Source organism: Nonomuraea sp. NPDC049646, assembly GCF_044465525.1.
Classification (GTDB): domain Bacteria; phylum Actinomycetota; class Actinomycetes; order Streptosporangiales; family Streptosporangiaceae; genus Nonomuraea.
The window spans coordinates 105,274-130,081 of the sequence record NZ_JBITLU010000007.1; the positions used below are offsets into that span (position 1 = coordinate 105,274).

Genomic DNA, 24,808 nt, shown 5'->3' on the forward strand with positions numbered 1-24,808 from the left:
CCTACTCACGCCGGTCGGCAGGCCACCCGGCGTATCCGTCCCGGCCCGGAAAAGATCGGCCCGGGTCACGAGATCGTAGGACATCCCCCCTGTTCACGCGGCGGCGCTTGCCCTCCCGTGAGAACGGGCAGATGTTTTGACCATGAAGAAGCTCATCAACACCGCCGACTCCGTGGTGGAGGACGCGCTGAACGGCATGGCCGCGGCCCATCCCGCGCTGAGGGTCCAGGACCGCGTGGTCTACCGGGCCGCGGGGCCGCGCCCCGGCAAGGTGGGGCTGGTGTCGGGCGGCGGCTCCGGCCACGAGCCGCTGCACGCCGGGTTCGTCGGCCACGGCATGCTGGACGCCGCCTGCCCCGGCGAGATCTTCACCTCGCCCGTGCCCGACCAGATCATCGAGGCCACCAAGGCCGTCGACGGCGGCGCCGGGGTGCTGCACATCGTCAAGAACTACACCGGCGACGTGCTCAACTTCGAGATGGCCGCCGAGCTGGCCGAGGACAACGACGTGGCCTCCGTGCTGGTCGACGACGACGTGGCCGTCCAGAACTCGCTCTACACGGCCGGGCGGCGCGGCACGGGCGCGACGCTGTTCGTGGAGAAGATCGCGGGCGCGCTGGCCGAGGAGGGCGCGCCGCTGACCGAGGTGGCCAGGGTGGCCGCCGAGGTGAACGAGCGCAGCCGCTCGTTCGGCATCGCGCTGACCTCGTGCACGACGCCGTCGGCGGGCAAGCCGACGTTCGACCTGCCCGAGACGGACGTGGAGCTGGGCATCGGCATCCACGGCGAGCCCGGCCGCACGCGGGTGCCGATGGCCTCGGCCCGCGAGCTGGCCGCCGTCGCGATGGAGGCCCTGCACAGCGACCTGCCGCTCCGCGGCGACCTGCTGGTCATGGTCAACGGCATGGGCGGCACCCCGCTCATGGAGCTGTACGTGCTGTTCGCCGAGGTCGCGGGGTTCGTGAAGGGCAAGGACGCGCGGGTGGCCCGCTCGCTCGTCGGCAACTACGTGACGAGCCTGGACATGCAGGGCTTCTCGGTCACCGTGTGCCGGGTCGACGACACGCTCATCCGGCTCTGGGACGCGCCCGTCGAGACGCCGGCGCTGCGCTGGGGGCGTTGATGGACACCCGCTTCTTCGCGGACTGGCTCGACGAGGCGGCCCGGCTGGTCCGCCGCGACCGCGAACGGCTGACGGAGCTCGACGCGGCCATCGGCGACGCCGACCACGGCGCGAACCTCGACCGCGGCTTCACCGAGGTCGCCAAGGCGCTGGCCGACCGGCCGCCGGGCTCGCCCGGACAGGTGCTGGCCGACGCGGGCACGGCCCTCATCCGCCGCGTCGGCGGCGCCTCCGGCCCGCTGTACGGGTCGATGTTCCGCCAGATGGGCCGGACGCTGGAGTCCCCGGTGACGCTGGCCCGCTTCGAGGCGGCGTTCGAGGAGGGCGTGGTCGCGCTGGAACGGCTCGGCAAGGCGGCCCTGGGCGACAAGACCATGGTGGACGCGCTGGTCCCGGCCTCCCGGTCGCTGGCCCTGGCCGTACGGGACGGCATCGGGGCGCTGGAGGCGTTCGAACGGGCGGCGGACGCGGCGGCCGAGGGCGCGCGCGAGACGATCCCCCTCCAGGCCCGCAAGGGCCGGGCCAGCTACCTGGGCGAACGCAGCGTGGGACACGAGGACCCGGGAGCCGCCTCGGCGGCCCTGATCATGCGCGCCCTGGCCACCGTGGCCCGCAGCCGCGCGGAGGGCCAGGACCGGGCGGCGGGCCGGGACGAGGCAGCGGGCCAGGGGCGGGCGGAGGGCTGATGGTCGGGGTGGTGCTGGTCTCGCACAGTGCCGGGCTGGCGGCTGAGACGGCGGCGCTGGCCCTGGGGATCGCCGCGGAGCCCGTGCCGGTGGCGGCGGCCGGCGGCACCGCGGACGGCGGCCTGGGCACCAGCTTCGACCTCGTCGAGCAGGCGGTGCGCAGCGTGGACCGGGGCGACGGCGTGCTGATCATCCCCGACCTCGGCAGCTCGGTGCTGACCGCCCGGCTGCTGGAGGAGGACGGGCGGGTGGTGATCGCGGACGTGCCGTTCGTGGAGGGGGCGGTGGCGGCGTGCGTGGCGGCGTGCACGGGCGGGTCGCTGGCGGAGGTGCTGGCCGCCGCCGAAGAGGCCCGCACCTACCGCAAACTCTGACCAGCCCGGGTGCTCGGTTCTCGGCACCCGGTTCTCGGCGCCCGATGTCCGGCGCCCCGGCCGCTCGGCGGGACTCCGCCGTCCTCTCTCAGTGGCCCTTGAAGGCCTCCTCCAGCCACCAGGAGCCGCGTTCGCCGGTGATCTTGGCGTGCACCAGCAGCGGGCGGTCCCTGGGCCCCTTGAGCCATTCGGCCACGCCCGCCAGCCCGGCGACGTCCGTGACGGTCACCGCCGCGAACCCGTGACCCCGGGCGATCGAGGCCAGGTCGGCGGGCGGGAAGCGGACCGTGCCGAGCGGATGCCCGTGCGGCCCGAAGTGGTGCACCTCCGCCCCGTACGCCTCGTCGTCGTAGACCACGACCACCATGGGCAGCCCCAGCCGGACGACGGTCTCCAGCTCGGCGATGCCCATGAACGCGCCGCCGTCGCCCAGGGCGGCCACGGGGAGCCGGTCCGGACGGGCCAGGGCGGCCCCGATCGCGGTCGCCAGGCCGAGCCCGACCGACTGGAACGCCTGGGTGAAGCAGAACCCGCCCGCGTCCGGCACGTCGAGGAACATCGAGGGGTATCCCATGAAGTTGCCCGAGTCGACGGACACGACGCGCTCGCTCGGGAGCAGGTCGTCCAGGGCGATGGTGAGCGTCCTGGGGTCGATGCGGCCGGCGCCGCTCTCGTCCCGGTACGGCACCGCGCGCCAGCGGCCCTCGTCCCTGATCCGCCGGGCCAGCTCGGCCGACCGGTAGCCCGGCGCGGCGCCGCCCGGCCCGGTGAGGGCCGCCGCCACGGCACGGACGTCCCCGGCCACCCCCAGATCGGCCCGGACGTGCGCGCCCACGGCCGCCGGATCCAGGTCGACCTGGGCCACCTTCGCCTCCGGCCCGATCAGCGAGCCGTGGCGGGTCGTCCACATGTTCAGGGCGCAGCCCCAGCCGACGATCAGGTCCGCGCCGCGGATCAGCTCGGCGGCCAGCGGGGTGGCGAAGCCGCCGCTCACGTCGAGGTCCCAGGGGCTGCCGCGGAACAGGCCCTTGGCGACGGCGGAGGTGGCCAGCAGGGCGCCGGTGCGGTCGGCCAGCGCCTCCAGCTCGCGGCGGGCGTGCCGGGCGCCGCGGCCCGCGACGAACACCGGCCGCCGCGCCCCGGCCAGCAACCGCCCCAGCTCGGCCGCCGTGTCACGCACCGTGTCCCCCACCGTGTCCCCCACCGTGTCCCCCGCCGCGGCTGACCGGCCGGGCGCGGCCGCACCGGTGAGAACAGGGGCGGGGGCGGACTGCACGTCGAGCGGCAGGTTCAGCAGGACCGTGCGGCGTTCCCGCGCGGCCACGCGGACGGCTTCGAGCGCCTGCTCCTCGGCCCGCGCGGCGTCCGTGAGGCGCATGGGGACCGCGCCCACCGCCGCTGCCAGGGCGTCCTGGTCGATGTGGAAGTTGGAGCGCGCGTCCGTCGCCTCACCGGCCAGGACGATCATCGGCGTACGGCTCTTGGCCGCCTCGGCGATCCCCGTCATCGCGTTGGTCAGCCCCGGCCCCTGATGGACCGTGACGACGCCGACCTCGCCGCTCATCCGGGCATAGGCGTCGGCCATGGTCGCCGCCCCGCCCTCGTGCCGCGCGGCGACGAACCGCACGCCGTGCTCGACCAGCGCGTTCGTGACGTGGAAGTTGCCGCTGCCGACCACCCCGAACGCCGTCCGGACGCCGCGGGCGGCCAGCGTCCGGCCGACCGCCGCGGCCGCCGTCTCCGGGACGGTCAACGTTCCACCAGGGCCAGGACGCGGACGGGGCTGCCGGAGCCGCCCACGATGGGCAGCGGCGGCGCGACCACGGCGGCCCCGGTCACCGGCAGGCGGTCGAGGTTGCGGAGCTGGGTCAGGCCGTACTTGCCCGCGCCGAGCAGGAAGGAGTGGCAGGGGAAGGGCGGGTCGAAGGAGTGGGCGGCCCCTGCGTCGGTGCCGACGGTCTCCACGCCCAGCCCGAGGATCGGGGTCTCGGCCGCCAGCCATGACGCGCACTCGACCGAGATGCCCGGCGAGTGCGGCCCGGTCTCGTCGGCGTTGAGGAAGGCGGCCTGGTCGGCGGAGCGGGCGTCCCAGCCGGTGCGGTAGAGCAGCCAGCCGCCGTCGGGCAGCGGGCCGTTGGCGCGTTCCCATTCCTTGACGTGGTCGATCTGCAGGAGGAAGTCGGGATCCTTGGCCGCCTCGGCGGCGAAGTCCAGCACGACCGCGGGCGCGATCAGGCTGCGTACGGGCACCTGGGAGACGTCCTGGCCGTCGCGGGCGGTGACCCAGTGGATCGGGGCGTCGAAGTGGGTGCCGGAGTGCTCGCCGGTGTGGATGTCGTTCCAGTACCAGGCGGGGCCGCGGTCGTCGTAACGGCTGATCTCCTCCAGCCGGAACGGGATGGTGTTGCCGAACGGCTCGGGCAACTGGAGGATCGGCGTCTCGGAGGACAGGGGCGCGGTGAGGTCGACCACCTCGATCGCACCGCCGCGCACGCTGTCCAGGAAGCTCTGCAACACCGACATGTCATCCTCCTCGTTGGGCTGAGCGCATCCTCCTCCAGCGGAACTCACCCGCGCAACGACCCGCGGTCATCGCAGGTCGTCCCAGGTCGGCTGGGCGGCGGTGCCGCCGGCCGCGCGGGTGGACAACGATCCGCAGGCCACGGCCACGTCGAGGCATTCGCGCGGGCCCATCCCGCGCAGCCTGGCGGCGAGGTAGCCCGCGTCGAAGCCGTCGCCCGCGCCGACGGTGTCCACGGGTTCGACGGGCCTGGCCGGGGCCCGCGTCACCAGGCCGGACTCCCAGGCCAGCGCGCCGTCCGCGCCGTCCTTGACGACGACGGCCGGCCCGAGGGCGCCCAGCCGCGCCGCGACGTCCTCCAGCGGCCCGTCGCGGACGCCGGACAGGCGGGCCGCGATCGCCCTGGCCTCGGCGGCGTTGGGCAGGAACACGTCGGTTTCGGCGAGCACGTCCGCGAGGCCGTCCCAGCGGCCGGCCGGGTCGTCGTTGGTGTCCAGCGAGGTCGTGGCGCCCGCCGCGCGCAGCTCGGCCAGCAGCGCGGGCAGCCCGGCCGCCAGTCCCGGCTGCAGGAAGTACGACGACACGTGCACGTGCCGGGCCAGGCCGCGCGGCACGTCCGCGGCGGTCAGGTACGGCAGGCAGCCGGGCGAGGTGAGGATGGCCCGGTCCGTCCCGTCGGCGAGCACGACGGTCATGGCCGTGGGCCGGGGGTCGGTGACGCAGTGGGAGACGTCCACGCCGCGCTCGGCCAGCGCGCCGAGCACGAAACGCCCCGCCGCGTCGTCGCCCACCCGGCCGGCGAAGGCGGTGCGCAGGCCGAGCCTGGCGGCCCCGCACGCGGTGATCGCGCCGGACCCGCCGAGGACCAGGTCGCCGCCCGCGACGAGCTGTTCGCGCTGGCCGTACGCCGGCTCGCGCGGCGCGCCCGACAGCACGACGTCGGGGTTGGCGTCGCCGACGACCAGGAGGTCGACGGCCGTCATGCCTTGGTCCACTGTGCGCATCCGGCGGTCTGGAACGCCTTGTCGCCCGGCTCGATGGTGACGCTCGCCGGGCCGGTCGGCGCGCCCGCGGTGATCACCGAGCCGAGGTCGGGGGACGTGCTGTTCAGCCGGGCCCAGAAGCAGTTCGTGGAGCCCGCGACGGGACCGGTCGTGCGGTAGGTGCCGGGCTGCATGTCCACCCCCACGACGAACGTCCGCATCCCGGCCATCGGCCCGGTCTGCGCCGGTCCGGGCTGCGTAGGGCCGTTCTGGGTGGGGCCGTTCTGGGTGGGGCCGTTCTGGGTGGGGCCGTTCTGGGTGGGACCGGTTTGGGGTGGACCGGTCTGCGCAGGGCCGGTTTGAGCGGGACCGGTCTGGAGGGGGTCCGTCTGGAGGGGGTCGGTCTGCGGGGCGTCCGTCCGGGCGGGCTGGGTGGCGGGGACGGAGGCCGAGGGCGGGCCGGTGCCCTCGACCGTCACCGTGACCCTGGGGGCCGGCGAGGCCGACGAGCCCTCCGCGCCGTACCCGACGAAGACGCCCAGGATGAAGGCCACCACGGCGGCCAGCCCGGACACGAGCAGGATGATCGGCGGACTGCTCGTCGCCCGAGGGGGCTCAGGGGGGCCGTACGTCACGGACCCAAGGGTGCCATCTCCATCGACGCCCCTGTCAACGCCCCTGTCAGCGGTGGAGGTAGTCGACGAGCGACGCCTTCTCCGTCTCCAGCTCCTCGATCGCGCTCTTGACCACGTCGCCGATGCTGACGATGCCCACCAGGCGGCCGTTCTCGACCACGGGCATGTGGCGGAACCGGTGGGTGGTCATCGTGCGGCGCAGCTCGTCGACGTTGTCGCCGGGCCCGGCCGTGCGGACCTCGGTCGTCATGATCGAGGAGACCGGCGCGTCGAGGATCTCGGGGCCCCGGTCGTGCAGCCGCCGCACCACGTCGCGCTCGGAGACGATCCCCTGGATCGTCGTGCCGTCGGTGGAGACGACGACCGCGCCGATGTTGTGGTCGGCGAGCTTGCCGAGCAGTTCCCGCACCGTCGCCGCCGGCGCCACCGTGGTAACAGCGCTTCCCTTGTTACGCAGGATCGTCCCGATGAGCATGTGCACCACCTCTGCTCCCAATGTCCCCGGCCGAGGGCCGGCTTATGCCCGGTCCTCACAGGCAAACAACCGAGTGGGGACCCCGTCAAGCGGTCACGTAGGCTGGCTTGCCGCATCTCCGACGACGTGGAAGGCACCGATGACCGAGCAGCTCAACACCGGAAGCCACGACCTGCCCATCACCCCGGAGCTGGCCGCGTTCATGCGCACCGGCTGGGCCGACACCCGGCGCACCGGCGTGACCGCGCTGCCGATCGCTCCCTGGGCGGCCCGGCGCAGGGCGGCGCTGGCCGCGCGCTTCCCCGGTGAGCGGCTGGTCGTCCCGTCGGGCACGCTCAAGGTGCGCAGCAACGACAGCGACTACCGGTTCCGTCCGCACAGCGCCTACTCCTACCTGACGGGCGCGGGCGAGCCCGGCGACGTGCTGGTCATCGAGCCGTCCGGGCAGGCCGTGCTGTACGTGCGCCCGCGCTCGCCGCGCGAGGAGGGCGAGGAGTTCTACCGCGACCGCCGCTACGGCGAGTTCTGGGTGGGCCGCAGGCCCGACCTGGCCGAGGCGTCGGAGCTGTACCAGATCGAGTGCGCGCACATCCGCGACCTGCGCTCCGAGGGCCCGGCCCGCGTGCTGCGCGGCGTCGACGCCTCCGTCGACGCGCTGGTGCCGGCCGGCGGCCGCGACGCCGAGCTGGAGGTGTTCCTGTCGGAGATGCGGCTGGTCAAGGACGAGTGGGAGGTCGGCGAGCTGCAGTCGGCCGTGGACGCCACCGTGCGCGGCTTCGAGGACGTCGTGCGCGCCCTGCCCGCGGCCCTCGGCCACCCGCGCGGCGAGCGTTACCTGGAGGGCGTCTTCGGGCTGCGCTCGCGCCTGGAGGGCAACGCGGTCGGCTACGACAGCATCGTGGCCTCCGGCGCCCACGCCTGCGTGCTCCACTGGATCCGCAACGACGGCGCGCTGGCCGAGGGCGACCTGCTCCTGCTGGACGCCGGCGTCGAGACCGACACCCTCTACACCGCCGACGTGACCCGGACGTTCCCGCTGTCGGGCCGGTTCACCGGGGCGCAGCGGCAGGCGTACGAGCTGGTGCTGGCCGCCCAGGACGCCGGCATCGCGGCGCTGAAGCCCGGCGCGAGCTTCCGCGACTTCCACCTGGCGGCCATGCGCGTCATCTGCGAGGGCCTGCACGACTGGGGCCTGCTGAAGGACTCCCCCGACGCCCTCATGGAGTCGGGCCTGTACCGGCGCTACACGCTGTGCAGCAGCGGCCACATGCTCGGCCTCGACGTGCACGACTGCGCCAGGTCACGGGCCGAGGTCTACCTCGACGGCGTGCTGGAGGAGGGCAACGTCCTGACCGTCGAGCCGGGCCTGTACTTCCAGCCCGACGACCTGACGCTGCCCGCCGAGCTGCGCGGCATGGGCATCCGCATCGAGGACGACCTGGTGGTCACCGCCGAGGGCGCCACCCTGATGTCCAAGGCCCTCCCCCGCCACCCCGACGAGATCGAGTCCTGGATGAACGTCGTCCGCTCGTGACGCCCCGGCCACAGGTCTCATGGCCGCGTCCAGGAGGGCGCGGGACGGCGGCGGGCCGGACGCCGGCGGCCCGCTGATTGTCGCGATCATCCTCGCCGTCGTGGTGAGTGGTGGCATCGTGGGCTGGGTCGCGGCGGGCCGGGCAGCCCGCCGCCGTGAGGAGTCACCATGACCACCGACCACCACCTCACCGCCCCCGCCACCCCGGAACCCGCCCCGGACGCCGAGGCCCCCACCGCGGCTTCCGAGGCCGCGGGCCCCGGAGAGGCGGAAGGTGGCCCAGAGGCGGAGGGCAGTAGGCCCATGGTGATAGGCAGTGGGCCAATGGCGAGGGCGGTGGCGGGTCGGCGGTTCGCGCGGGCGCGGGTGTTCGGTGCGCTGGCGGCGGTGCTGGTGGCGGCCGTCGCGGCCGTGGCGGTGCTGCAGTGGATCGGCGCGTCCCGGGCCCGGGACGCGCTGGCCCGCCTGGAGAGCGAACGCGCCCTGCGCCTACAGGTCTCCGACGCCGCGAGCGCCTTCGGCCAGGCCCTGCTCAGCTACGACTACAAGGACCTCCAGAGCACCCGCTCGACCCTGTCCGCCCAGGCCACGGGCGACTTCCAGGCCACCTACGACGCGGCGTTCGGCGGCGCGATGTCCCAGGCGATCGTCCAGCTCAAGGCCGTCTCGCAGGCCAAGGTCCGCGAGGTCTACCTGACCGACGCCGACGCCGACGCCGACGCGGCCACCGCGCACGCCATCGTCGTCGTGGACCAGCAGGTGAACACCGCGCAGGCGATTCGCACGGTGCACGATTCGCACCTTAAGATCACGCTTGTGAAGCATAAGGGCGCCTGGAAGGTCCAGGACGTGACCGTGCTCGGCGCGGCCTCGGAGGACCGGTACAAGCCCGATGACCCCGCGGCGAACAAGAAGGACTGACGATCGTCCCCCTGGCGATGGGCGGCCGCCCCGAAGAGGTGCGCGCCCCCGAGACGTGGCTGACCGAGGCCGAGCGCGAGCGCGCCGACCGGTTCGTCTTCCCCGCCGACCGCGCCTGTTTCGTCGCGGCCCACCTGCTCGTACGCCTGTGCGCCGCCGCCGTGCTCGACATGCCGCCGGACGGGCTGACCCTGCTGCAGCACTGCGAGGTGCACGGCCCCGGCCACGGCAGGCCGTACCTGCGCGAGGCCCCCGGCCTGGGCGTGAGCTTCAGCCACACCCGCGGCTACGTGTGCGCCGCGGCCGGCCCCGGCCGGGTGGGCGTGGACGCCGAGCACGTGCCGCCGGGCCCGCTGAACGAGGGCCTGGCCGACCACGCGCTCACCCCCGCCGAACGCGCCCTGGTGACCGGCAACGACGACCTGATCCGCCACTGGACCCGCAAGGAGGCCCTGGTCAAACGCGGCGAGCTCACCCTCGACGAGCTGCGCACGACCGGCGTCGACCCGCTGCCGGCCGGTCACCTGCTGGAGTGGCGGGCCGATCCGGACATCAGGGTCGCCGTCATCACCGACACGCCGGCCCAGCGGATTCCCGTCCCGCCGGCAGGCTAGCGGCGGCGGGTGGGGGTGGGGTCGAGGAAGACCAGGGTGACGCCGGAGAAGCGGTCGCGCAGCCGCCGGTCGATCTCGTCGCAGGCGATCTCCACGCCCGCCGCGCTCGCCTCGTCCCGGAAGTCGATCTTGGCGGCGATCATGATGGAGCCCGGCCCGATCATCATCGTCAGCAGCTCGACCACGTCGTCCACCTCGGGCTGGGCCAGCAGCACCGCGCGGATGCCGACCTCGACCTGCCGGGGGGCGGCCTGGCCGATCAGCAGCGACAGGTTCGACTGGATCAGGATGAGCGCGACCACCAGCAGGAGCAGGCCGATGGCGACGGAGGCCGCGCCGTCCCACAGGGCCGAGCCGGACCACTGCGAGCCGAGCAGCCCGAGCGCCGCGATCACCAGGCCCACCAGCGCGGCGGCGTCCTCGAACAGCACGGCCTTGAGCGCGGTGTCGGACGTGATCCGCACCAGCCGCGCCGGATGCACCTTGTACCGGCCGGCCTCGGCGCGCAACTGCGAGTACGCCTTCGTGAACGAGATGCCCTCGATCACGAACGAGACGGCCAGCACGACGTAGGACGGCGTGAGGTTGCCCAGCTCCTCGCCGTGGCTGATCTCGTGCAGCCCGTGGGTGACGGAGAAGCCCGCCCCGCCGACCAGCGTCGCGACCGCCGCCATCATCGCCCAGAAGAACCCCGCCTTGCCGTAGCCGAACGGGTGGCGCGCGTCGGGCGGCTTGCCCGCCCGGCGTACGGAGACCAGCAGCAGCAGCTCGGTCATCGTGTCGGCGGCCGAGTGGGCCGCCTCGGACAACATCGCGGCCGAGCCGCCGATCAGCCCCGCGACGAGCTTGGCCAGGGCGATGGTCAGGTTCGCGGCGCCCGCGACCAGCACGGTCGCCAGGCTCTCCCCCGACTTCTCCTCCATCAGATCACTGTACGGCGGCCCTGCGCGGCGGCCCCCCGCAGGTAGCCGCGTCGTCGCGGGCGTGCGATAGATTGGGGATCATGAGCGCGCCCCGCTGGCTTTCCCCCGCCGAACAGCGTGCCTGGCGTACGCATCTCGCGCTGCACAAGCTGCTCATGCACCGCCTCGACCGCGAGCTGCAGGAGCACCAGCTCTCGCTGAACGACTACGAGATCCTGGTCAACCTCTCCGAGAGCCCCGAGCGGCGCATGCGGATGAGCGACCTGGCCGACGCCACGATCCAGTCGCGCAGCAGGCTGTCGCACCAGATCTCCCGCATGGAGGCCAAGGGGCTGGTCACCAGGGAAGACTGCCGCGACGACCGGCGCGGCACGTTCGCCGTCCTGACCGACGAGGGCTGGGCGACGATCCAGCGGGTGGCGCCCGACCACGTCGCGAGCGTGCGCGAGCATTTCGTCGACCGGCTCACCGACGACCAGCTCGAGGCGCTGGAGCAGGCGTTCGGGCCCATCGTCGAGCACCTGAAGAAGCTGCGCTGAGGCCCAACCGATATCGGCGACGGCTCACCGGCGTTCCCGGGCGGTCGCTACGATCCGCTCATGCTCCGAAAGCTGCTGATCGTTGTCGTGCTCGCGCTGATGCCGGCCTGCTCCGCGGGTGGCGGCGGGGGTGACGAGCTCCCCGCCGGGCCGGAGGTGATGAAGAAGTCCGCCGAGGCCATGAAGGCCGTCAGGTCGGCCGGTTTCTCGATCGCCACGGAGGGCAAGCCCAACGTGCCGCTCAAGAAGGCCGACGGCAGGCTCACCTCGGCGGGCGACGCCGACGGCACGATCACGCTGGAGGTGCTGGGCACCCTGCAGGAGATCACCTTCGCGCTGATCGGCGACACCGTGCACTTCAAGGGGCCGACCGGCGGCTTCCAGACGATGACCAGGCAGCAGCTCGCCCAGTTCTACGACCCGTCGGTGATCCTCGATCCGGCCAAGGGCATCGCGCAGCTGCTCTCCTCGGCGACCGACCCCAGGGTGGAGGCGGTCGAGGACGGCTCGTACCGGGTGGCCACGACGTTCTCCGGGCAGGTCGTCGGGCAGATCGTGCCGGGCGTCACGCAGGGCGTCAACGGCAAGGTCTGGGTCGACAAGGCCACGAGCAGGCTCGCCAAGGCGAGCCTGCCGCTGCAGAACGGCACGGTGACGGTGACGTTCAGCGACTACGACGCGCCGGTCACGATCACGCCGCCCCCGTCCGGATGAGCCCGGTGAGCCGGAACGTCCCGGCCGAGCGGGCCCGCCGGGTCGCGCTCGGCGCGGGCGGCGCGGTGGTGCTGCTGGCCGCGCTCGACGCCTACGTGGTCGTGACGGTCCTGATGGACATCGCCCACGACGTCGGCGTGCCGCAGAACCACCTGGAGCGGGTCACGCCGGTCGTCACCGGGTTCCTGCTCGGCTACGTCGCCGCGATGCCGCTGCTCGGCCAGCTCTCCGACCGTTACGGCCGGCGGCCGCTGATCCACGCCTGCCTGGCGGCGTTCGCGCTCGGCTCGGTGCTGACCGCGCTGGCCTCCGGTGAGGCGATGGTGGTGTCGGGCCGTACGGTGCAGGGCGTGGCGGGCGGGGCGCTGCTGCCGATCACGATGGCGCTGATCGGCGACCTGTGGGAGGCGCGCGACCGGCCGCTCGCGCTGGGCGCGGTGGGCGCGGCGCAGGAGCTGGGCAGCGCCCTCGGCCCCCTGTACGGCGGCGTGCTGGCGCTGGTCCCGCCGGTCGCCGTGGCGGGCGTGGAGCTGGGCGGCTGGCACGCCATCTTCTGGGTCAACGTGCCCCTCGCCGCCCTGGCCGCGGTCGCCGTGCAGCGTACGGTCCCGGCCCGGCCGCCCGCCGGCACGGCCCGCGTCGACGTCGTCGGCGGCGCCCTGCTGGCGCTGGCGCTGGCCCTCCTGGTCGTCGGCCTGTACAACCCCGACCCGGCCACGACCGTGCTGCCGCCGTGGGGTCCGCCGGTGATCGCGGCCGGTGCGGTGGCCGGCGGCGTCTTCGTCTGGTGGGAGATCCGCTCCCCCGTCCGGCTGCTCGACCTGTCGGCCGCCCGCAAGTCGCCGCTGCTGGCGACGCTGGGCGTGAGCTTCCTGGCGGGCGCGGCGCTGCTGGTGACGATGGTGTTCGTGCAGTTCGCCGCCCAGACGCTGCTGGACAAGGACGCCCTGGGCGCGGCGCTGGTCCTGGCCCGCTTCCTCGGCGCGCTGGCTGTGGGCGCGCTGCTCGGCGGCGTGCTGGCCCGGCGGGCCGGCGAGCGCGCGGTGGCGGTGCCCGGCCTGCTGATCGCCGCGGCCGGGTACTGGCTGATGAGCCGCTGGCCGCTCGACCTGGCCGGCGCGGGCCTGGCCGTGGACGCCGACCTGGCCGTGGCGGGGCTCGGCCTCGGCCTGGTGATCGCGCCGGTCTCGTCGGCGGTCCTGCGGGTGAGCCCGGCCGTCCAGCACGGCGTCGCCTCGGCGGCGGTCGTGGTGGCCCGGATGATGGGCATGCTCGTCGGCGTGGCGGGCGTGTCGGCGTGGGGGTTCCACCGGTTCCAGTCGCTGACCACCCATCTGGACACGCCGCTGCCGTTCGGCGTGGACGCGCAGACCTACCAGCGGCGGCTGGCCGACTACCTGGCCCGGATCGACGCCGCCCTGCATGTCGAGTACACCGAGATGTTCCTGCTCACGGCGTTCGTCTGCCTGCTGGGGGCGGCGGTGGCGCTGCTCATGCCGCGCCGGGCCCGGCCGGAGGCGGCGCCCGCCCTCGCGGACGCCGCCCCCGACCCCGGACTTCGACCGTGACTCAGCCGGCGCCGCCGGTCAGGGCGACAGGCGGTGCAGGTCGCGGGGGAAGGCGGTGGTCTGGCGGATGTTGGCGGCGCCGGTCAGCCGGGCCGTCCAGCGTTCCAGGCCGAGCGCGAACCCGCCGTGCGGCGGCATCCCGTACCGGAACGCCTGGAGGTAGCCCTCGTACGGCTCGACGTCGCCGTCCAGGGCCCGGACGTAGTCGTCGTACCGGTGCAGGCGCTGGCCGCCGGTCACCAGCTCCAAACCCCTGAACAGCAGGTCGAAGCCGTTGGAGTAGCCCGGTCTGGCCGGGTCGGGATGGGTGTAGAACGGCCGCTTGGACATCGGGTAGCCGGTGACGAACAGGAACTCCGACCCGTGCTCGCGCAGCGCCCACTCCGACAGGCATCGTTCCTGGGCCGGTGACAGGTCGGGCTCGTCCTCGCCGGTCAGCCGCTGGGCCTCGGTGAAGTGCACGGCCGGGATCTCGGCGGGCACGTCCGGCAGCGCGGCCCCGGCCACCTCGACGGCGGACGCGGCCCGGCGGCGCACCGACTCCACCATGCCCGCGACGACCTCCCGCAGCACGGCCATCACGTCCCGGTGGTCGGCCACGAAGCCCAGCTCGGCGTCGAGGCTGGTGTACTGCGCCAGGTGGCGGACGGTGTCGTGCGGCTCGGCGCGGAAGACCGGCCCGACCTCGTAGACCCGCTCGAACACCCCGACCATCGTCTGCTTGTAGAACTGCGGCGACTGCGCGAGGTAGGCGCGGCGGCCGAAGTAGTCGATGCCGAAGACGTTCGCGCCGGACTCGGTGGCCGAGGCCACGATCTTGGGCGTGTGGATCTCGGTGAACCCGAGGCCGTCCAGCGTCTCGCGGAACCCGGCCACGCTCGCCGCCGAGATCTCCAGCGGCGCCCGCAGCAGCGGATGCCGCAGCGCGACGGGCGCGTGGTCGAGGACCGTCGGCAGCGTCGCGCCCACGACCGGCCGGTAGAGGTCGAACGGCGGCGCCTGGGCGGGCTCGGCCAGGACCTCGATCTCCGGCCCGGTCAGCTCGAACCCGCCCGGCGCCTGCCCGGACGGGGTCACGGTGCCGGTGACCCGGACGACGCTCTCCTCCGGCGGCAGCTCCCGGGCCGCGCCGACCACCTGGGCCAGCCCGGCGCGGTCGCGGACGACCAGGAAGGAGACGGATTTCAGGTGCCGGCGGCGATGGACCCAGCCGGCGATCGTCACTCGTCGGCCGGCGTGCTCAGCGAGCGACGCCGACAGGACACGAGAGATCATTACAGCTCCTCTGCAGGAAATGCATGACCCCTTGGGAGTGCGGGGGAGAAGGGAGCTCCCGGTGCCACCGCACTTTCGCCGCCCGCGAGGGGCGGCCTCCACGACCCGATGACGGGGGTCAGGCCGGCGGGGCATTTCCTCCCCGCACTCGGGAGTGTCTTCACCAGCGGACACGGGACCGCCTTCACAGCTGCCGGCGGCTCTCTGGGCCCGTGCGGCCCGCTGGCTACTCGTCTCCGTCCACGTGTTGCCGTAGATGATACGGCAACCCCGTTACTTGTCCTTCTTGGGGCGCTTCTCCCGGATCTTCATCGTGACGTCGATCGGCGAGCCGGCGAACCCGAACTCCTCGCGGATGCGCCGCTCGATGAAGCGCCGGTAGGTGTCCTCCAGCCAGCCGGAGGTGAACAGCACGAACTTGGGCGGCTCGACGGACGCCTGCGTGGCGAACAGGATCTTCGGCTGCTTGCCACCCCGGACGGGCGGCGGCGTCGCGTGCACCAGCTCGGTGAGGAACGCGTTGAGCCGCGCCGTCGGCACCCGGGTGGACCAGGAGTCGAGCGCCTTCTCCAGCGCCGGCACCAGCCGGTCCATGTGGCGGCCGGTCTTGGCGGAGATGTTGACCCGCAGCGCCCACGGCGTGCGCACGAGCTGCCGGTCGATCTCCTTCTCCAGGTAGTAGCGGCGGTCTTCGTCGACCAGGTCCCACTTGTTGAAGGCCACCACCATGGCCCGGCCCGACTCGATCACCAGGCCGATGATCCGCAGGTCCTGCTCGGTGAGCGGCTCGCTGGCGTCGATCAGCACGATCGCCACCTCCGAGCGCTCCAGGGCGGCGCGGGTGCGCATGGCCGCGTAGAAGTCGGCGCCCTGCAGCTCGCGGTCGCGCCGCCGGATGCCGGCGGTGTCGACGAAGCGCCAGGTGCGCCCGCCCAGCTCGACCAGCTCGTCGACCGGGTCGCGGGTGGTGCCCGCCATCGGGTCGACCAGCACCCGCTCCTCGCCCGCCAGCTTGTTGAGCAGCGAGGACTTGCCCACGTTGGGCTTGCCGAGCAGCGCCACGCGGGCCGGGCCGCGCTCGCCGCCGAAGGTCAGCTGCGGCGTCTCGGGCAGCGCGTCGAGCACGACGTCGAGCAGGTCGCCGCTGGAGCGGCCGTGCAGCGCCGAGACCGGGTAGGGCTCGCCCAGCCCGAGCGCCCACAGCGCGGCGGCCTCCAGCTCCAGCTGCTGGTTGTCGACCTTGTTGGCGGCCAGGAGCACCGGCTTGCCCGACTGGCGCAGCACCGCGCCCACGATCTCGTCGGCGTCGGTGGCGCCCACGGTGGCGTCGACCACGAACACGATCACGTCGGCCAGCTCGACGGCGACCTGGGCCTGCTCGGCGATGCGCAGGTTCATGCCGGTGGCGTCGGGGTCCCAGCCGCCGGTGTCGACGACGGTGAAGCGGCGGCCGCGCCAGTTGGCGTCGTAGGTGACGCGGTCGCGGGTGACGCCCGGCACGTCCTCCACGACCGCCTCGCGGCGGCCGATGATGCGGTTGACCAGCGTGGACTTGCCCACGTTGGGGCGGCCCACGATGGCCACGACCGGCAGCGGCGTGGTGTCGCCGTGCTCGGTGACTTCCAGCTCGTCGAGGTCAGCCTCGACCCAATCCCCCGTTGACATGCTTGTTCATCCTTAGGTGAGTACCGCACCTGGAGGTCAGGTGCGCTCCTTGACCAGCCTCAGCACCTCCGCGATGACCTCTTCGAGGTTGAGCGCGGTGGTGTCGAGCTCGACGGCGCCATCCGCCATCGAGAGTGGGTCCGTCTTACGTGTCGAGTCCAGGGTGTCACGCCGCTCCATGGCGGCCTGCTGCGCCTCCACCGTGGAGCCGGCCAGCTCGGCGCTCCTGCGGCGGGCACGGGCCTCGGCGCTGGCCGTCAGGTAGACCTTGACGGGCGCGTCGGGGCAGACGACCTTGCCGATGTCGCGGCCCTCGACCACGATGTCACCGGCGGCGGCGATCTCCCGCTGCAGCGCGACCAGCCGCCTGCGCACCTCGGGGACGGCGGCCACGGCGGAGACCGCCCCGGTCACCTCGGCCTCCCGGATGGGCCCGCCCACGTCGACGCCGTCGACCAGGATCGAGGGGCCCTCGGGGTCGGTGCCGGAGACGATGGACGGCTCGCCGCAACGGGCCGCGACGGCCTCGGGATCGGCCAGGTCGACGCCCTGCCGGAGCATCCACCACGTCATCGCCCGGTACATGGCCCCGGTGTCGAGGTAACGCAGGCCCAGCGCACGGGCGACCCCGCGCGACACGCTCGACTTGCCCGACCCCGAAGGACCGTCCATGGCGACGACCAGACCGGACACGGCCTCTCCCTCTTCACGTGTGTTTCCCCAACCTGAAGAGGCTACCGCCTCCGGTCAGTCCGCGATCCAGCTCCCGTGGAAGCCGAGCGGGACCCTGGCGGGCAGGTGCACGATCGCGACCGGCTCGCCGGTGAAGTCCTGGGCCGACAGGATCACCAGGTCGGCCGCTCCCCTGGCCGGGTCGTTGACGTAGGTGAGCAGGTAACCGTCGTCCTCGGCGGCGCCGGAGGGCACGAAGACCGGCTCGCCCACGTACGCGCCGCGCCCGAACCGCCGCGCCTCCTGCGTGCCGCGTTCCAGGTCGTGCTTGATGAGCGTGTTGTCGAACGCCTCGTCCGGCAGGTCCTCCAGCTCGGTGGCCGGGTAGATCACGTCGTGCAGGTCGGCGGCGGCCGAGGTGTAGCCGTACCGGTACGGGCTGCCGGTGCGGCGCTCGTCGATGCGGGGGAACTCCTGGGGGCGGTCGTCCAGGCGGGTGGTGGTGACCCGGCCCGTGCCGGGGTCGATGCGCCAGCGGTCGAGCGTGGGCGCGCCGCCCAGGTCGAGCCGGGCGTCCACGAACCGCTTGGGGTAGCGGACGACGTCAACCACGACCTGGTCGCCGTCGTCGTAGGCGTTGAGGGTGTGGAAGACCCAGCAGGGGTCGATCTCCACCCAGCGCACGTCGCCGGTCTCGCGGGAGAGCAGGCCGAGCCGGGCGGGCCGGGCGTCGTCCCAGGCGTACGGGAGCGGCGCGCCGCGCTCGGCGTGGGCCATGCTGAGCGTGACCGGCAGGTCGTAGATCACGACGTGCCGGCGGGTCAGCGCGAAGTCGTGCAGCATCGGGCGGTCGGCGACCGGGATGTCCCTGACCTGGGCCACCACGCCCTTGGGGTCGATCACGATGTGCTGGTGGTGGTCCCAGCCGGCGAAGTAGGCCACCGCGTGCAGCTCGCCGGTGACCGGGTCGAGGTGGGTGTGGGCGGCGTACCCGCCGGGCAGGCCGCCGACGAAGTCGCACGCGCCGACCGTGTCGAGCTCGTAGCTCAGCTCGTACGGCAGCCCGCCCGCCTCGACGGTCGCGAACGTGCGCCCGGCGATGCCGATGACGTGCGTGTTGGCCGCGAAGTCCATGCCCGCGTGCACCGGGCCCGGCGCCGGCGGCTCGCCCAGCCGGCGGGCCACCTCGGCGTTGCGCACCCACCGGTTGCGGTACCACTCGGCCCGCCCGCCGCGCAGCCGCACGCCGTGGACCATGCCCTGCCCCATGAACAGGTGGCCGGCGGCCGGGTCGTCGAGGCCGAGCGGGTTGGGGCCGTTGCGCAGGTAGCGGCCGTCGAGCTCGGCGGGGATGCGGCCGGTGACCTCCAGGTCGAAGGCCGTGATCTCCTCCGTCGCGGGTGCGAAGCCGTTGCGGAAGGGGGTGCTGGTCATCGTGCGCTTCCTCTCAGGTCAGGAACGGCGTGAGCACGGAGGTGTAGAGCAGCCGGTAGCGCCGCTCCGCCTCGGCGCTGTCGAAGAAGCCGGAGATCTCCAGGCTCACCGCGCCGTGGATCGCCATCCACAGCACGTCGGCTATCTCGCCGGCGGCGGCCCCGCGCAGCCGTCCGGCCTCCAGGCAGGCGGCCACGGCCTCGACCAGGATGTCGAAGGTCCGCCGGCCGGCCGCGACCGCGTCGGGGGCGGGCTGGAAGCCGTGCATCGCGTTCTGGAACATGACCCGGTAGTAGTCGGGCTCGTCCAGCGCGTACTCGCGGTAGGCCGCCAGGCCCGCGTGCAGCGCCGGGAGCGGGTCGTCCTGGGCGGGGACGGCCAGCAGGCGGGCCTCCAGCCGGGCGAAGCCCTCCAGCCACAGCGCCTCGCTGAGGCCGTCCTTGCCGCCGAAGAGGGTGTAGATCACCTTCGTGGAGCAGCCGACCTCGCCGGAGATGCGCCGGACGGTGAGCGCCGCCGGGCCCTCGGCGACGAGCAGGTGTTTGGCGGCGTCGAGGATGGCCGTCCTGACCACGCTCTGGCCTTCCTGCTGGGCTTGCCGGTACGCGGTGACCGCCATCTGAGTAACACCGTTTCTTCTCGGTAACGCTGTTACCGACCTTTGTACGCCTCCTCCGTCCCGCCGTCAATGCCGCCGGCGAGGAGTAACGGCGTCCGCCCAGGTAAGGGGGTCCGGCGTGACGGAGACGAACCGAGCGCGGGTCACGGTCGTGGTGGCCACCAGGGACCGGGTCAGAACGCTGGCCCGGACGATCCCCCGCCACCCGAGGCCGGTGATCCTCGTCGACAACGGCTCCTCGGACGGGACCGCCGGGTTCGTCCGCAAGCACTTCCCCGACGTCCAGGTGGTCGAGGCGGGGACCAACCTGGGCGCGCCGGGCCGCAACGTCGGCGTGCGCCTGGCCGAGACCCCCTACGTCGCCTTCGCCGACGACGACTCCTGGTGGGCGCCCGGCGCCCTGGAGCTGGCCGCCGACGTGCTGGACGCCCACCCCCGCCTGGCCGTGCTGGGCGCGCGCGTGCTGGTCGGGCCGCAGGAGCGGCTGGACGCGGTGTCGGAGGCGATGCGCGACTCCCCGCTCGGCGTCGAGGACGACCTGCCGGGGCCGAGCGTGCTGGGCTTCCTGGCCTGCGGGGCCGTCGTGCGCAGGGAGGCGTTCCTGGAGGCGGGCGGCTTCGACGACGTGATCTTCTTCTTCGGCGAGGAGGAGCGGCTGGCCGTGGACCTGGCCGCGCGCGGCTGGGGGCTGGCCTACGTGGACGACGTCGTCGCCCACCACCACCCCTCCCCCGCCCGCGACCCGCGCGGCAGGCAGGCGCTGGCGGCGCGCAACGCCGTGCTGACCGCCGTGCTGCGCCGTCCATGGCCGGTGGTGGCGCGCCGGTCCCTGGAGGCGCTGCTGGGCGGTCCGGCGGGCCGGGAGGGGCTGCGCACCGCAGTGCGGCGGCTGCCCCGGGCCCTGGCCGCCCGGCGCGGCCTGCCGGTCGCCGTGGAACGCGCCCGCCGCAGACTGGAGCGGGCGGCCGGCTGACGCCGCGGGCGGGGCCCGGCGCGTTCAGTGCTCCGTGGTCAGGGGACCTGCCAGCCGCGTTCGCGCAGGGCGTCGGCGAGCGGGGAGGCCGCGTCGGGCTGGACCCACAGCTCGGCGATGCCCAGGGGCAGCCCGGGCGCGTGCTCCAGCCGCACGTCCTCGACGTTGACGCCGACCTCGTCGCACACCTGGAACAGCCGCGCGAGCTGGCCGGGACGGTCACCGATGACCACCTGCACGACCACGTACGCGGGAGCGGGGCCGCCGTGCTTGCCCGGGATGCGCCCGTGCCCGGCGACGCCGCGCTTGAGGAGCTGGGTGAGGTCGCCGCTCGCGGTGCCGTCGCCCCCGGCCAGGGAGCGCAGCGCGGTCGCGGCCTCGGCCAGGTCGCGGGAGACCGCCTCCAGCACCTCGGCGACCGGGGTCGCGTTGCCCGACAGGATGCCGAGCCAGAGCCCGGGGTCGCCGCCCGCGATCCTGGTCACGTCGCGCACCCCCTGCCCGGCCAGGCCGAGCGCGACCTCGGTGGCGTCGGCCAGGCGGGCCGCCACGGCCGAGGCGGCGACGTGGGGGGCGTGCGAGACGACGGCGACCGCGCGGTCGTGCTCCTCCGCGCCCACCTCGACGGGGTTCGCGCCGCACAGCTCGACCAGCTTGAGCACCGCCGCCCTGGCGTCGTCGGCGGCCTCGCCGGTCGGGCACAGCGCCCACGGCCGGCCGAGGAACAGGTCGGCCCTGGCCGCGCCAGGACCGGACTTCTCCCGCCCGGCCAGCGGGTGGGAGGCGACGTAGGTCGTCAGGTCGCAGCCGAGCCGCGCGGCCATGCGGATGGGCTCGGCCTTGACGCTGGCGACGTCGGTGTAGAACCGGGCGGCGCCGCTGCTCTGCAGCTTCAGCAGCTCGTCGGCCACGTGCGCCGGGGGCACCGCGATGACCGCCAGGTCGACCTGCCCGGCGGGCAGGCGCTCCGGCTCCCACTCCTCGCCCGCGCCCAGTTCCCTGGCCAGCCGTACGGCGGCCGCGTCGCGGTCGGCGAGCAGCACGCGCACGTCGTGCTTGCGCAGCGCCAGGGCCGCCGAGGTGCCGATGAGACCGGTGCCGACGACGAGCACGGTACGGAGTTCCGAGGCCATATCGATGTCCTGATTTATCGGGCTAGTGAGAGTGTTGCCTGCCGTGTCCGCCAGGCACGTGCCGCACGACGATCCGGCTCACGCCGGTCGCCTACTGGGCGATGTCCTGCCGCAGCGCCACCGCGCCCCGCAGATACACATGCTGCATCTCTGCCCGCGGACGGTCGGTCTCCACATGCGCCATCAGGCGCACCACGCGCGGCAGCGCCCCCGGCACGTCGATCTCGGTGCAGCAGATCAGCGGCACGTCGTGGAAACCCAGCTTGCGCGCCGCCAGGGCGGGGAACTCGGAGGTCAGGTCGGGGGTGGCGGTGAACAGCACGCTGATCACGTCGTCGGTGGTCAGGCTGTTGCGCTCCATGATCGCCTGGACCAGCTCGGTCGTCCCCTGGATGATCGAGTCGCGGTCGTCGGCATCCACCTGGATCGCCCCGCGGATCGCCCGCACCATGCGCCCTGTTCCCCTTCCATAGCGGGAGAGCCCGTGCGAGATGCGCACGGGCTCCTGCGTTCCGGCCAGATTACAGCTTCACGGCCGCGTAAAGGTCGCCGACCTCCTTCAGGCTCAGCGCGCGGACCGTGCCGGCCTTGGTGCGGCCCAGCTTCACCGGACCGAACTCGATCCGGGCCAGGTCGATCACCCGGTGACCGGCCTCCTCCAGCATGCGCCGCACGACGTGGTTGCGGCCCTCGTGCAGCACCACCTCGACCAGCGCCTGCTGGCCGTGCTCCTGGACGATGGCGAAGCTGTCGGCCTTGGCGATGCCGTCCTCCAGCTCGATGCCCTGCTTGAGCCTGCGGCCCAGGTCGCGCGGGATGGGCCCCGGCACCTTGGCCCAGTACTTCTTCTGCACGCCGTAGCTCGGGTGCGTCAGCCGGTTGGCCAGCTCGCCGTCGTTGGTGAGCAGCAGCAGGCCCTCGGTCTCGGTGTCGAGCCGGCCGACGTGGAACAGGCGGGGGGCCAGCTCCTCGACGTAGTCGGCCAGGCACGGGCGCCCCTGCGGGTCGTCCATGGTGGACACGACGCCGATCGGCTTGTTGAGGGCGTAGTAGACCAGGTCGGGGGCGGTCGGGATGCGCTTGCCGTCGACGTGGATCACCTGGGTGGCGGGGTCGACCTTGGCGCCGAACCGGCGCACGACCTGGCCGTTGACCGTGACGCGGCCGTCGCCGATCATCTCCTCGCAGGCGCGCCTGCTGGCCACGCCCGCCTGGGCGAGCACCTTCTGCAGGCGGACGCCGTTGGGCACCTCGGTGGTGTCGCGCTCGTCGGTGTAGTCGTCGTCGTAGAAGGCACGGTCGCGCAGCGGCTGCCGGGCGGCCTTGACGCGCCTGGCCTGGGGGCTCTCGGAGCCGGCCGCACGCCGTCCGCCGCCGAGCGTCTGGACGTCGTCGCGCCTCGGGGTGCGCGGCTGCTGGCCGCGAGGGGAGTCCTCGCGCCTGCCGAAACGGGCGCGGGTGTTGCCGGCGGAGGCGGACCTGGGGGCGTCGTCCCTGCGTCCGCCGCGGTCGGCACGGAAGCCGCCGCGCTCCTGACGCTCGCCGTCGCCGCCGCGTCCGGCGCCACGGGAGCCGGCGTAACCGCCACGCTCCCCGCGCCGCTCGCCCGCGTACCCGCCGCGGCCCGCGGAGGACCCGCCACGGCCGCCGGAGAACCCGCCACGCTCACCCGAGAAGCCACCACGCTCGCCGGAGTTGCCGCCACGGTCGCCGGAGAACCCGCCGCGGTCGTTGGAGTACCCGCCGCGGTCGCCACCGGCGTAACCGCCGCGCTCACCGCGCCGGTCGCCGCCGTAGCCGCCGCGCCGGTCGTCGCCGAACCTGCCCCGGTCACCGGACCGGGAAGCCCCGCCGAAGCCCTCACCACGCGGACGCTCGAAGCCGCCCTCACGACGGGGACGGTCGAAACGGTCGCCGCCGCGGTCACCGCGGTCACCGCGGTCGTCACGCGGACGGTCGTCACGGAAACGGTCGCCGCGGTCGCCACCGGCGGGCCGGTCGGCGCGCTGGTAGCGGTCGTCACGCGCCGGACGGTCGGTGCGGTCGCCGCGCGAGTAGCCGTCGCGGTCGCCGCCGGAACGCCCGAAGCGGTCACCACCGGAAGCGGGGCGACCGGAGCGGTCACCGCCGAAAGCGGGGCGACCAGAACGCTCGCCACCGAAAGCGGGGCGACCGGAACGCTCGCCACCGGAGCGCCCGAAACGGTCACCACCGGAAGCGGGACGGCCGGAGCGGTCGCCGCCGAAACCGGAGCGGCCACCACCGGAAGCGGGACGACCCGAACGGTCGCCGCCGAAACCGGAGCGCTCGCCGCCGGGGCGACCCGAGCGGTCGCCGCCGAAGCCGGAGCGGTCGCCGCCGCGGGAGCCGGAGTCCTGGCGGGGGCGGTCGTCGCGGTCGCCGAAGCGGGCGCGGGCGCCGCCGCGGTCGGCGCGAAGGGAGTCGCGGCGGGGGTCGTCCCCGCCGAAGCCGCCGCCGGAGCCGTCGCGGCGGTTGTCGTCGGAGCGGAAGGCGGGACGCCCGCCGCGGCCGAAGCCGCCGGTACGTCCACGACCGCGTCCATCACCGGACGGGGTGCTGCGCCTGTTGATCACTTTGTTGTCTCCTCGAGGTTCTCCACGTCGTCGGGGAGGAAGGGGGCGAGCTCGGGAAGCTCGCTCAAATCCCGCAGTCCCAGACGTTCCAGGAAGTATGAGCTTGTCCGGTAGAGCACTGCCTGGCTCTCCGGGTCGGTGCCGGCCTCCTCGACCAGCCCCCTGGCGACGAGCGTCCGCATGACGCCGTCGCTGTTGACGCCGCGTACGGCGGCGACACGGGCGCGGCTCACCGGTTGCCGGTAGGCCACGACCGCGAGGGTCTCCAGCGCGGCCTGGGTCAGCCGCGTCTGCTGGCCGTCGCGGACGAACCGCTCGACCAGCGCCGCGCAGTCGGCCCGCGTGTAGAAACGCCAGCCACCCGCGACTTCCCGCAGATCAAAACCCCGCCCGGCGGCCGTATATTCCGCCGCCAGGCTTCTGAGCGCCGCCGCGACCTCGTGGGTGGGACGCTCCAGCACCTGGGCCAGCGTGATCTCGGCCACGGGCTCGTCGACCACCATCAGGATGGCCTCCAGGGCCGCCTCAAGAGCGGGCCCCTCCCCCCGAGGCTCCTCCTCCGGGGCGTCCTGCCGGCCTTCCTCCTGGTCGGCAGCGGTGTCCGAGGGCCGCTCGGAAGGCGACTCAGGGAAGGACGACTCAGGCGACGGCCTCTCGGGCGACGGCCTCTCGGACGACGGCCTCTCGGACGACGGCGAGGGCTCGGGCGGCGCGACCGGCAGGTCGGGGCCGGCGGGCAGGGCGGACGCCTCCTCCGGAGAGGCCGGCTGAACCATGGAGCCCGGGAGCGTCATCCAGGCGGGCAGCGGCGACCCCGAGTCGGGGGCCTTGCG

General features: G+C 73.9%; 25 protein-coding genes. 10 read left to right on the forward strand and 15 right to left on the reverse strand.

Annotated features, from left to right (window positions below; translation table 11 throughout):
- Positions 1–142 precede the first annotated feature (142 nt).
- Genes dhaK through dhaM form a run of 3 tightly spaced genes read left to right on the forward strand, consistent with a single transcriptional unit; the run spans position 143 to position 2,183 of the window.
- Entirely contained in the window at positions 143–1,123 is a 981-nt protein-coding gene (gene dhaK, locus ACIBQ8_RS21765; protein WP_397171559.1) for a dihydroxyacetone kinase subunit DhaK, read from the forward strand.
- The gene (gene dhaL, locus ACIBQ8_RS21770) at positions 1,123–1,809 is read left to right on the forward strand and encodes a dihydroxyacetone kinase subunit DhaL (RefSeq protein WP_397192837.1); all 687 of its coding nucleotides are present in this window, start codon (positions 1,123–1,125) and stop codon (positions 1,807–1,809) included. The genes dhaK and dhaL overlap by 1 nt, the downstream gene beginning before the upstream one ends.
- Positions 1,809–2,183: a dihydroxyacetone kinase phosphoryl donor subunit DhaM gene (gene dhaM, locus ACIBQ8_RS21775; protein WP_352358152.1), complete on the forward strand. Its 375-nt coding sequence runs from the start codon at positions 1,809–1,811 to the stop codon at positions 2,181–2,183. Before dhaL ends, dhaM begins: the two co-directional genes overlap by 1 nt.
- A gap of 88 nt (positions 2,184–2,271) precedes the next feature.
- Here the strand turns inward: dhaM and ACIBQ8_RS21780 are convergent, their stop codons facing one another.
- From ACIBQ8_RS21780 to ACIBQ8_RS21800, 5 genes are all read right to left on the reverse strand, one after another.
- Positions 2,272–3,936, reverse strand: coding sequence for a thiamine pyrophosphate-binding protein (locus tag ACIBQ8_RS21780; protein WP_397192838.1), 1,665 nt, complete (start codon positions 3,934–3,936; stop codon positions 2,272–2,274).
- Positions 3,933–4,706, reverse strand: coding sequence for a cyclase family protein (locus tag ACIBQ8_RS21785; RefSeq protein WP_397171553.1), 774 nt, complete (start codon positions 4,704–4,706; stop codon positions 3,933–3,935). The genes ACIBQ8_RS21780 and ACIBQ8_RS21785 overlap by 4 nt, the downstream gene beginning before the upstream one ends.
- 66 nt (positions 4,707–4,772) lie before the next feature.
- Positions 4,773–5,687 (reverse strand): carbohydrate kinase family protein, encoded by a 915-nt coding sequence (locus tag ACIBQ8_RS21790; protein ID WP_397171551.1) that lies wholly within the window; start codon positions 5,685–5,687, stop codon positions 4,773–4,775.
- Positions 5,684–6,322, reverse strand: a complete 639-nt coding sequence (locus tag ACIBQ8_RS21795) for a hypothetical protein (RefSeq protein WP_397192839.1) — start codon at positions 6,320–6,322, stop codon at positions 5,684–5,686. Before ACIBQ8_RS21795 ends, ACIBQ8_RS21790 begins: the two co-directional genes overlap by 4 nt.
- A 46-nt stretch (positions 6,323–6,368) precedes the next feature.
- Complete coding sequence (locus ACIBQ8_RS21800; RefSeq protein ID WP_364331049.1) at positions 6,369–6,797, reverse strand: CBS domain-containing protein; 429 nt, start codon at positions 6,795–6,797, stop codon at positions 6,369–6,371.
- Between the two features lie 139 nt (positions 6,798–6,936).
- On the opposite strand from ACIBQ8_RS21800, the gene ACIBQ8_RS21805 reads away from it, so the two are divergent.
- From ACIBQ8_RS21805 to ACIBQ8_RS21815, 3 genes are all read left to right on the forward strand, one after another.
- Positions 6,937–8,331 (forward strand): aminopeptidase P family protein, encoded by a 1,395-nt coding sequence (locus tag ACIBQ8_RS21805; RefSeq protein WP_397171549.1) that lies wholly within the window; start codon positions 6,937–6,939, stop codon positions 8,329–8,331.
- A 336-nt stretch (positions 8,332–8,667) separates the two neighbouring features.
- Entirely contained in the window at positions 8,668–9,252 is a 585-nt protein-coding gene (locus ACIBQ8_RS21810; protein ID WP_397192840.1) for a hypothetical protein, read from the forward strand.
- A gap of 17 nt (positions 9,253–9,269) precedes the next feature.
- Positions 9,270–9,866 carry a 4'-phosphopantetheinyl transferase family protein gene (locus ACIBQ8_RS21815; RefSeq protein WP_397171544.1) on the forward strand — a complete coding sequence of 199 codons (597 nt, stop codon included), beginning with the start codon at positions 9,270–9,272 and terminating at the stop codon, positions 9,864–9,866.
- Here ACIBQ8_RS21815 and ACIBQ8_RS21820 read toward each other — a convergent pair.
- Positions 9,863–10,789 carry a cation diffusion facilitator family transporter gene (locus ACIBQ8_RS21820; RefSeq protein ID WP_397192841.1) on the reverse strand — a complete coding sequence of 309 codons (927 nt, stop codon included), beginning with the start codon at positions 10,787–10,789 and terminating at the stop codon, positions 9,863–9,865. The genes ACIBQ8_RS21815 and ACIBQ8_RS21820 overlap by 4 nt on opposite strands.
- A gap of 80 nt (positions 10,790–10,869) precedes the next feature.
- Between ACIBQ8_RS21820 and ACIBQ8_RS21825 the strand changes: the two genes are divergently transcribed.
- The 3 genes from ACIBQ8_RS21825 to ACIBQ8_RS21835 are packed head-to-tail and all read left to right on the forward strand — an operon-like array spanning position 10,870 to position 13,610.
- Complete coding sequence (locus ACIBQ8_RS21825) at positions 10,870–11,328, forward strand: MarR family transcriptional regulator (RefSeq protein WP_358293728.1); 459 nt, start codon at positions 10,870–10,872, stop codon at positions 11,326–11,328.
- A gap of 60 nt (positions 11,329–11,388) precedes the next feature.
- Positions 11,389–12,042: an LppX_LprAFG lipoprotein gene (locus tag ACIBQ8_RS21830; RefSeq protein WP_397192842.1), complete on the forward strand. Its 654-nt coding sequence runs from the start codon at positions 11,389–11,391 to the stop codon at positions 12,040–12,042.
- A 5-nt stretch (positions 12,043–12,047) separates the two neighbouring features.
- A complete protein-coding gene (locus ACIBQ8_RS21835; RefSeq protein WP_397192843.1) occupies positions 12,048–13,610 on the forward strand; it encodes an MFS transporter in 1,563 nt (520 codons plus the stop codon).
- Between the two features lie 18 nt (positions 13,611–13,628).
- On the opposite strand, the gene aspS is transcribed toward ACIBQ8_RS21835, so the two are convergent.
- The 5 genes from aspS to ACIBQ8_RS21860 all read right to left on the reverse strand — a co-directional run bounded on the left by aspS (position 13,629) and on the right by ACIBQ8_RS21860 (position 19,275).
- Positions 13,629–14,885 carry an aspartate--tRNA(Asn) ligase gene (gene aspS, locus ACIBQ8_RS21840; RefSeq protein WP_397171536.1) on the reverse strand — a complete coding sequence of 419 codons (1,257 nt, stop codon included), beginning with the start codon at positions 14,883–14,885 and terminating at the stop codon, positions 13,629–13,631.
- 273 nt (positions 14,886–15,158) lie between these two features.
- Positions 15,159–16,550 carry a ribosome biogenesis GTPase Der gene (gene der, locus ACIBQ8_RS21845; protein ID WP_397171534.1) on the reverse strand — a complete coding sequence of 464 codons (1,392 nt, stop codon included), beginning with the start codon at positions 16,548–16,550 and terminating at the stop codon, positions 15,159–15,161.
- Positions 16,551–16,586: 36 nt separating this feature from the next.
- Entirely contained in the window at positions 16,587–17,243 is a 657-nt protein-coding gene (gene cmk, locus ACIBQ8_RS21850) for a (d)CMP kinase (protein WP_397171533.1), read from the reverse strand.
- 54 nt (positions 17,244–17,297) lie between these two features.
- Positions 17,298–18,656 (reverse strand): carotenoid oxygenase family protein, encoded by a 1,359-nt coding sequence (locus ACIBQ8_RS21855; RefSeq protein ID WP_397192844.1) that lies wholly within the window; start codon positions 18,654–18,656, stop codon positions 17,298–17,300.
- A gap of 13 nt (positions 18,657–18,669) precedes the next feature.
- On the reverse strand, positions 18,670–19,275 hold the full coding sequence (locus ACIBQ8_RS21860) for a TetR/AcrR family transcriptional regulator (protein ID WP_397171530.1): 606 nt from the start codon (positions 19,273–19,275) through the stop codon (positions 18,670–18,672).
- A 118-nt stretch (positions 19,276–19,393) separates the two neighbouring features.
- Between ACIBQ8_RS21860 and ACIBQ8_RS21865 the strand changes: the two genes are divergently transcribed.
- The gene (locus tag ACIBQ8_RS21865; protein ID WP_397171528.1) at positions 19,394–20,248 is read left to right on the forward strand and encodes a glycosyltransferase family 2 protein; all 855 of its coding nucleotides are present in this window, start codon (positions 19,394–19,396) and stop codon (positions 20,246–20,248) included.
- Positions 20,249–20,286: 38 nt separating this feature from the next.
- Here ACIBQ8_RS21865 and ACIBQ8_RS21870 read toward each other — a convergent pair whose 3' ends face one another.
- From ACIBQ8_RS21870 to scpB, 4 genes are all read right to left on the reverse strand, one after another.
- Positions 20,287–21,381, reverse strand: a complete 1,095-nt coding sequence (locus tag ACIBQ8_RS21870; RefSeq protein ID WP_397192845.1) for a prephenate dehydrogenase — start codon at positions 21,379–21,381, stop codon at positions 20,287–20,289.
- A gap of 91 nt (positions 21,382–21,472) precedes the next feature.
- Positions 21,473–21,832 carry a chorismate mutase gene (gene aroH / locus ACIBQ8_RS21875; RefSeq protein ID WP_397171525.1) on the reverse strand — a complete coding sequence of 120 codons (360 nt, stop codon included), beginning with the start codon at positions 21,830–21,832 and terminating at the stop codon, positions 21,473–21,475.
- Positions 21,833–21,902: 70 nt separating this feature from the next.
- Positions 21,903–23,975 carry a pseudouridine synthase gene (locus ACIBQ8_RS21880; protein ID WP_397192846.1) on the reverse strand — a complete coding sequence of 691 codons (2,073 nt, stop codon included), beginning with the start codon at positions 23,973–23,975 and terminating at the stop codon, positions 21,903–21,905.
- Positions 23,972–24,493, reverse strand: a complete 522-nt coding sequence (gene scpB / locus ACIBQ8_RS21885) for an SMC-Scp complex subunit ScpB (RefSeq protein ID WP_397192990.1) — start codon at positions 24,491–24,493, stop codon at positions 23,972–23,974. Before scpB ends, ACIBQ8_RS21880 begins: the two co-directional genes overlap by 4 nt.
- Positions 24,494–24,808 lie beyond the last annotated feature (315 nt).

What these genes read in the sequence shown, in the direction of transcription:
- ACIBQ8_RS21815 (WP_397171544.1), top strand. Translation starts at nt 9,270, where the DNA reads ATGGGCGGCCGCCCCGAAGAGGTGCGCGCCCCCGAGACGTGGCTGACC.
- der (WP_397171534.1), bottom strand. Translation starts at nt 16,550, where the DNA reads ATGTCAACGGGGGATTGGGTCGAGGCTGACCTCGACGAGCTGGAAGTC.
- dhaK (WP_397171559.1), top strand. Translation starts at nt 143, where the DNA reads ATGAAGAAGCTCATCAACACCGCCGACTCCGTGGTGGAGGACGCGCTG.
- ACIBQ8_RS21800 (WP_364331049.1), bottom strand. Translation starts at nt 6,797, where the DNA reads ATGCTCATCGGGACGATCCTGCGTAACAAGGGAAGCGCTGTTACCACG.
- ACIBQ8_RS21860 (WP_397171530.1), bottom strand. Translation starts at nt 19,275, where the DNA reads ATGGCGGTCACCGCGTACCGGCAAGCCCAGCAGGAAGGCCAGAGCGTG.
- ACIBQ8_RS21820 (WP_397192841.1), bottom strand. Translation starts at nt 10,789, where the DNA reads ATGGAGGAGAAGTCGGGGGAGAGCCTGGCGACCGTGCTGGTCGCGGGC.
- ACIBQ8_RS21785 (WP_397171553.1), bottom strand. Translation starts at nt 4,706, where the DNA reads ATGTCGGTGTTGCAGAGCTTCCTGGACAGCGTGCGCGGCGGTGCGATC.
- ACIBQ8_RS21870 (WP_397192845.1), bottom strand. Translation starts at nt 21,381, where the DNA reads ATGGCCTCGGAACTCCGTACCGTGCTCGTCGTCGGCACCGGTCTCATC.
- dhaL (WP_397192837.1), top strand. Translation starts at nt 1,123, where the DNA reads ATGGACACCCGCTTCTTCGCGGACTGGCTCGACGAGGCGGCCCGGCTG.
- dhaM (WP_352358152.1), top strand. Translation starts at nt 1,809, where the DNA reads ATGGTCGGGGTGGTGCTGGTCTCGCACAGTGCCGGGCTGGCGGCTGAG.
- ACIBQ8_RS21805 (WP_397171549.1), top strand. Translation starts at nt 6,937, where the DNA reads ATGACCGAGCAGCTCAACACCGGAAGCCACGACCTGCCCATCACCCCG.
- ACIBQ8_RS21825 (WP_358293728.1), top strand. Translation starts at nt 10,870, where the DNA reads ATGAGCGCGCCCCGCTGGCTTTCCCCCGCCGAACAGCGTGCCTGGCGT.
- ACIBQ8_RS21790 (WP_397171551.1), bottom strand. Translation starts at nt 5,687, where the DNA reads ATGACGGCCGTCGACCTCCTGGTCGTCGGCGACGCCAACCCCGACGTC.
- aspS (WP_397171536.1), bottom strand. Translation starts at nt 14,885, where the DNA reads ATGATCTCTCGTGTCCTGTCGGCGTCGCTCGCTGAGCACGCCGGCCGA.
- ACIBQ8_RS21830 (WP_397192842.1), top strand. Translation starts at nt 11,389, where the DNA reads ATGCTCCGAAAGCTGCTGATCGTTGTCGTGCTCGCGCTGATGCCGGCC.
- aroH (WP_397171525.1), bottom strand. Translation starts at nt 21,832, where the DNA reads ATGGTGCGGGCGATCCGCGGGGCGATCCAGGTGGATGCCGACGACCGC.
- ACIBQ8_RS21855 (WP_397192844.1), bottom strand. Translation starts at nt 18,656, where the DNA reads ATGACCAGCACCCCCTTCCGCAACGGCTTCGCACCCGCGACGGAGGAG.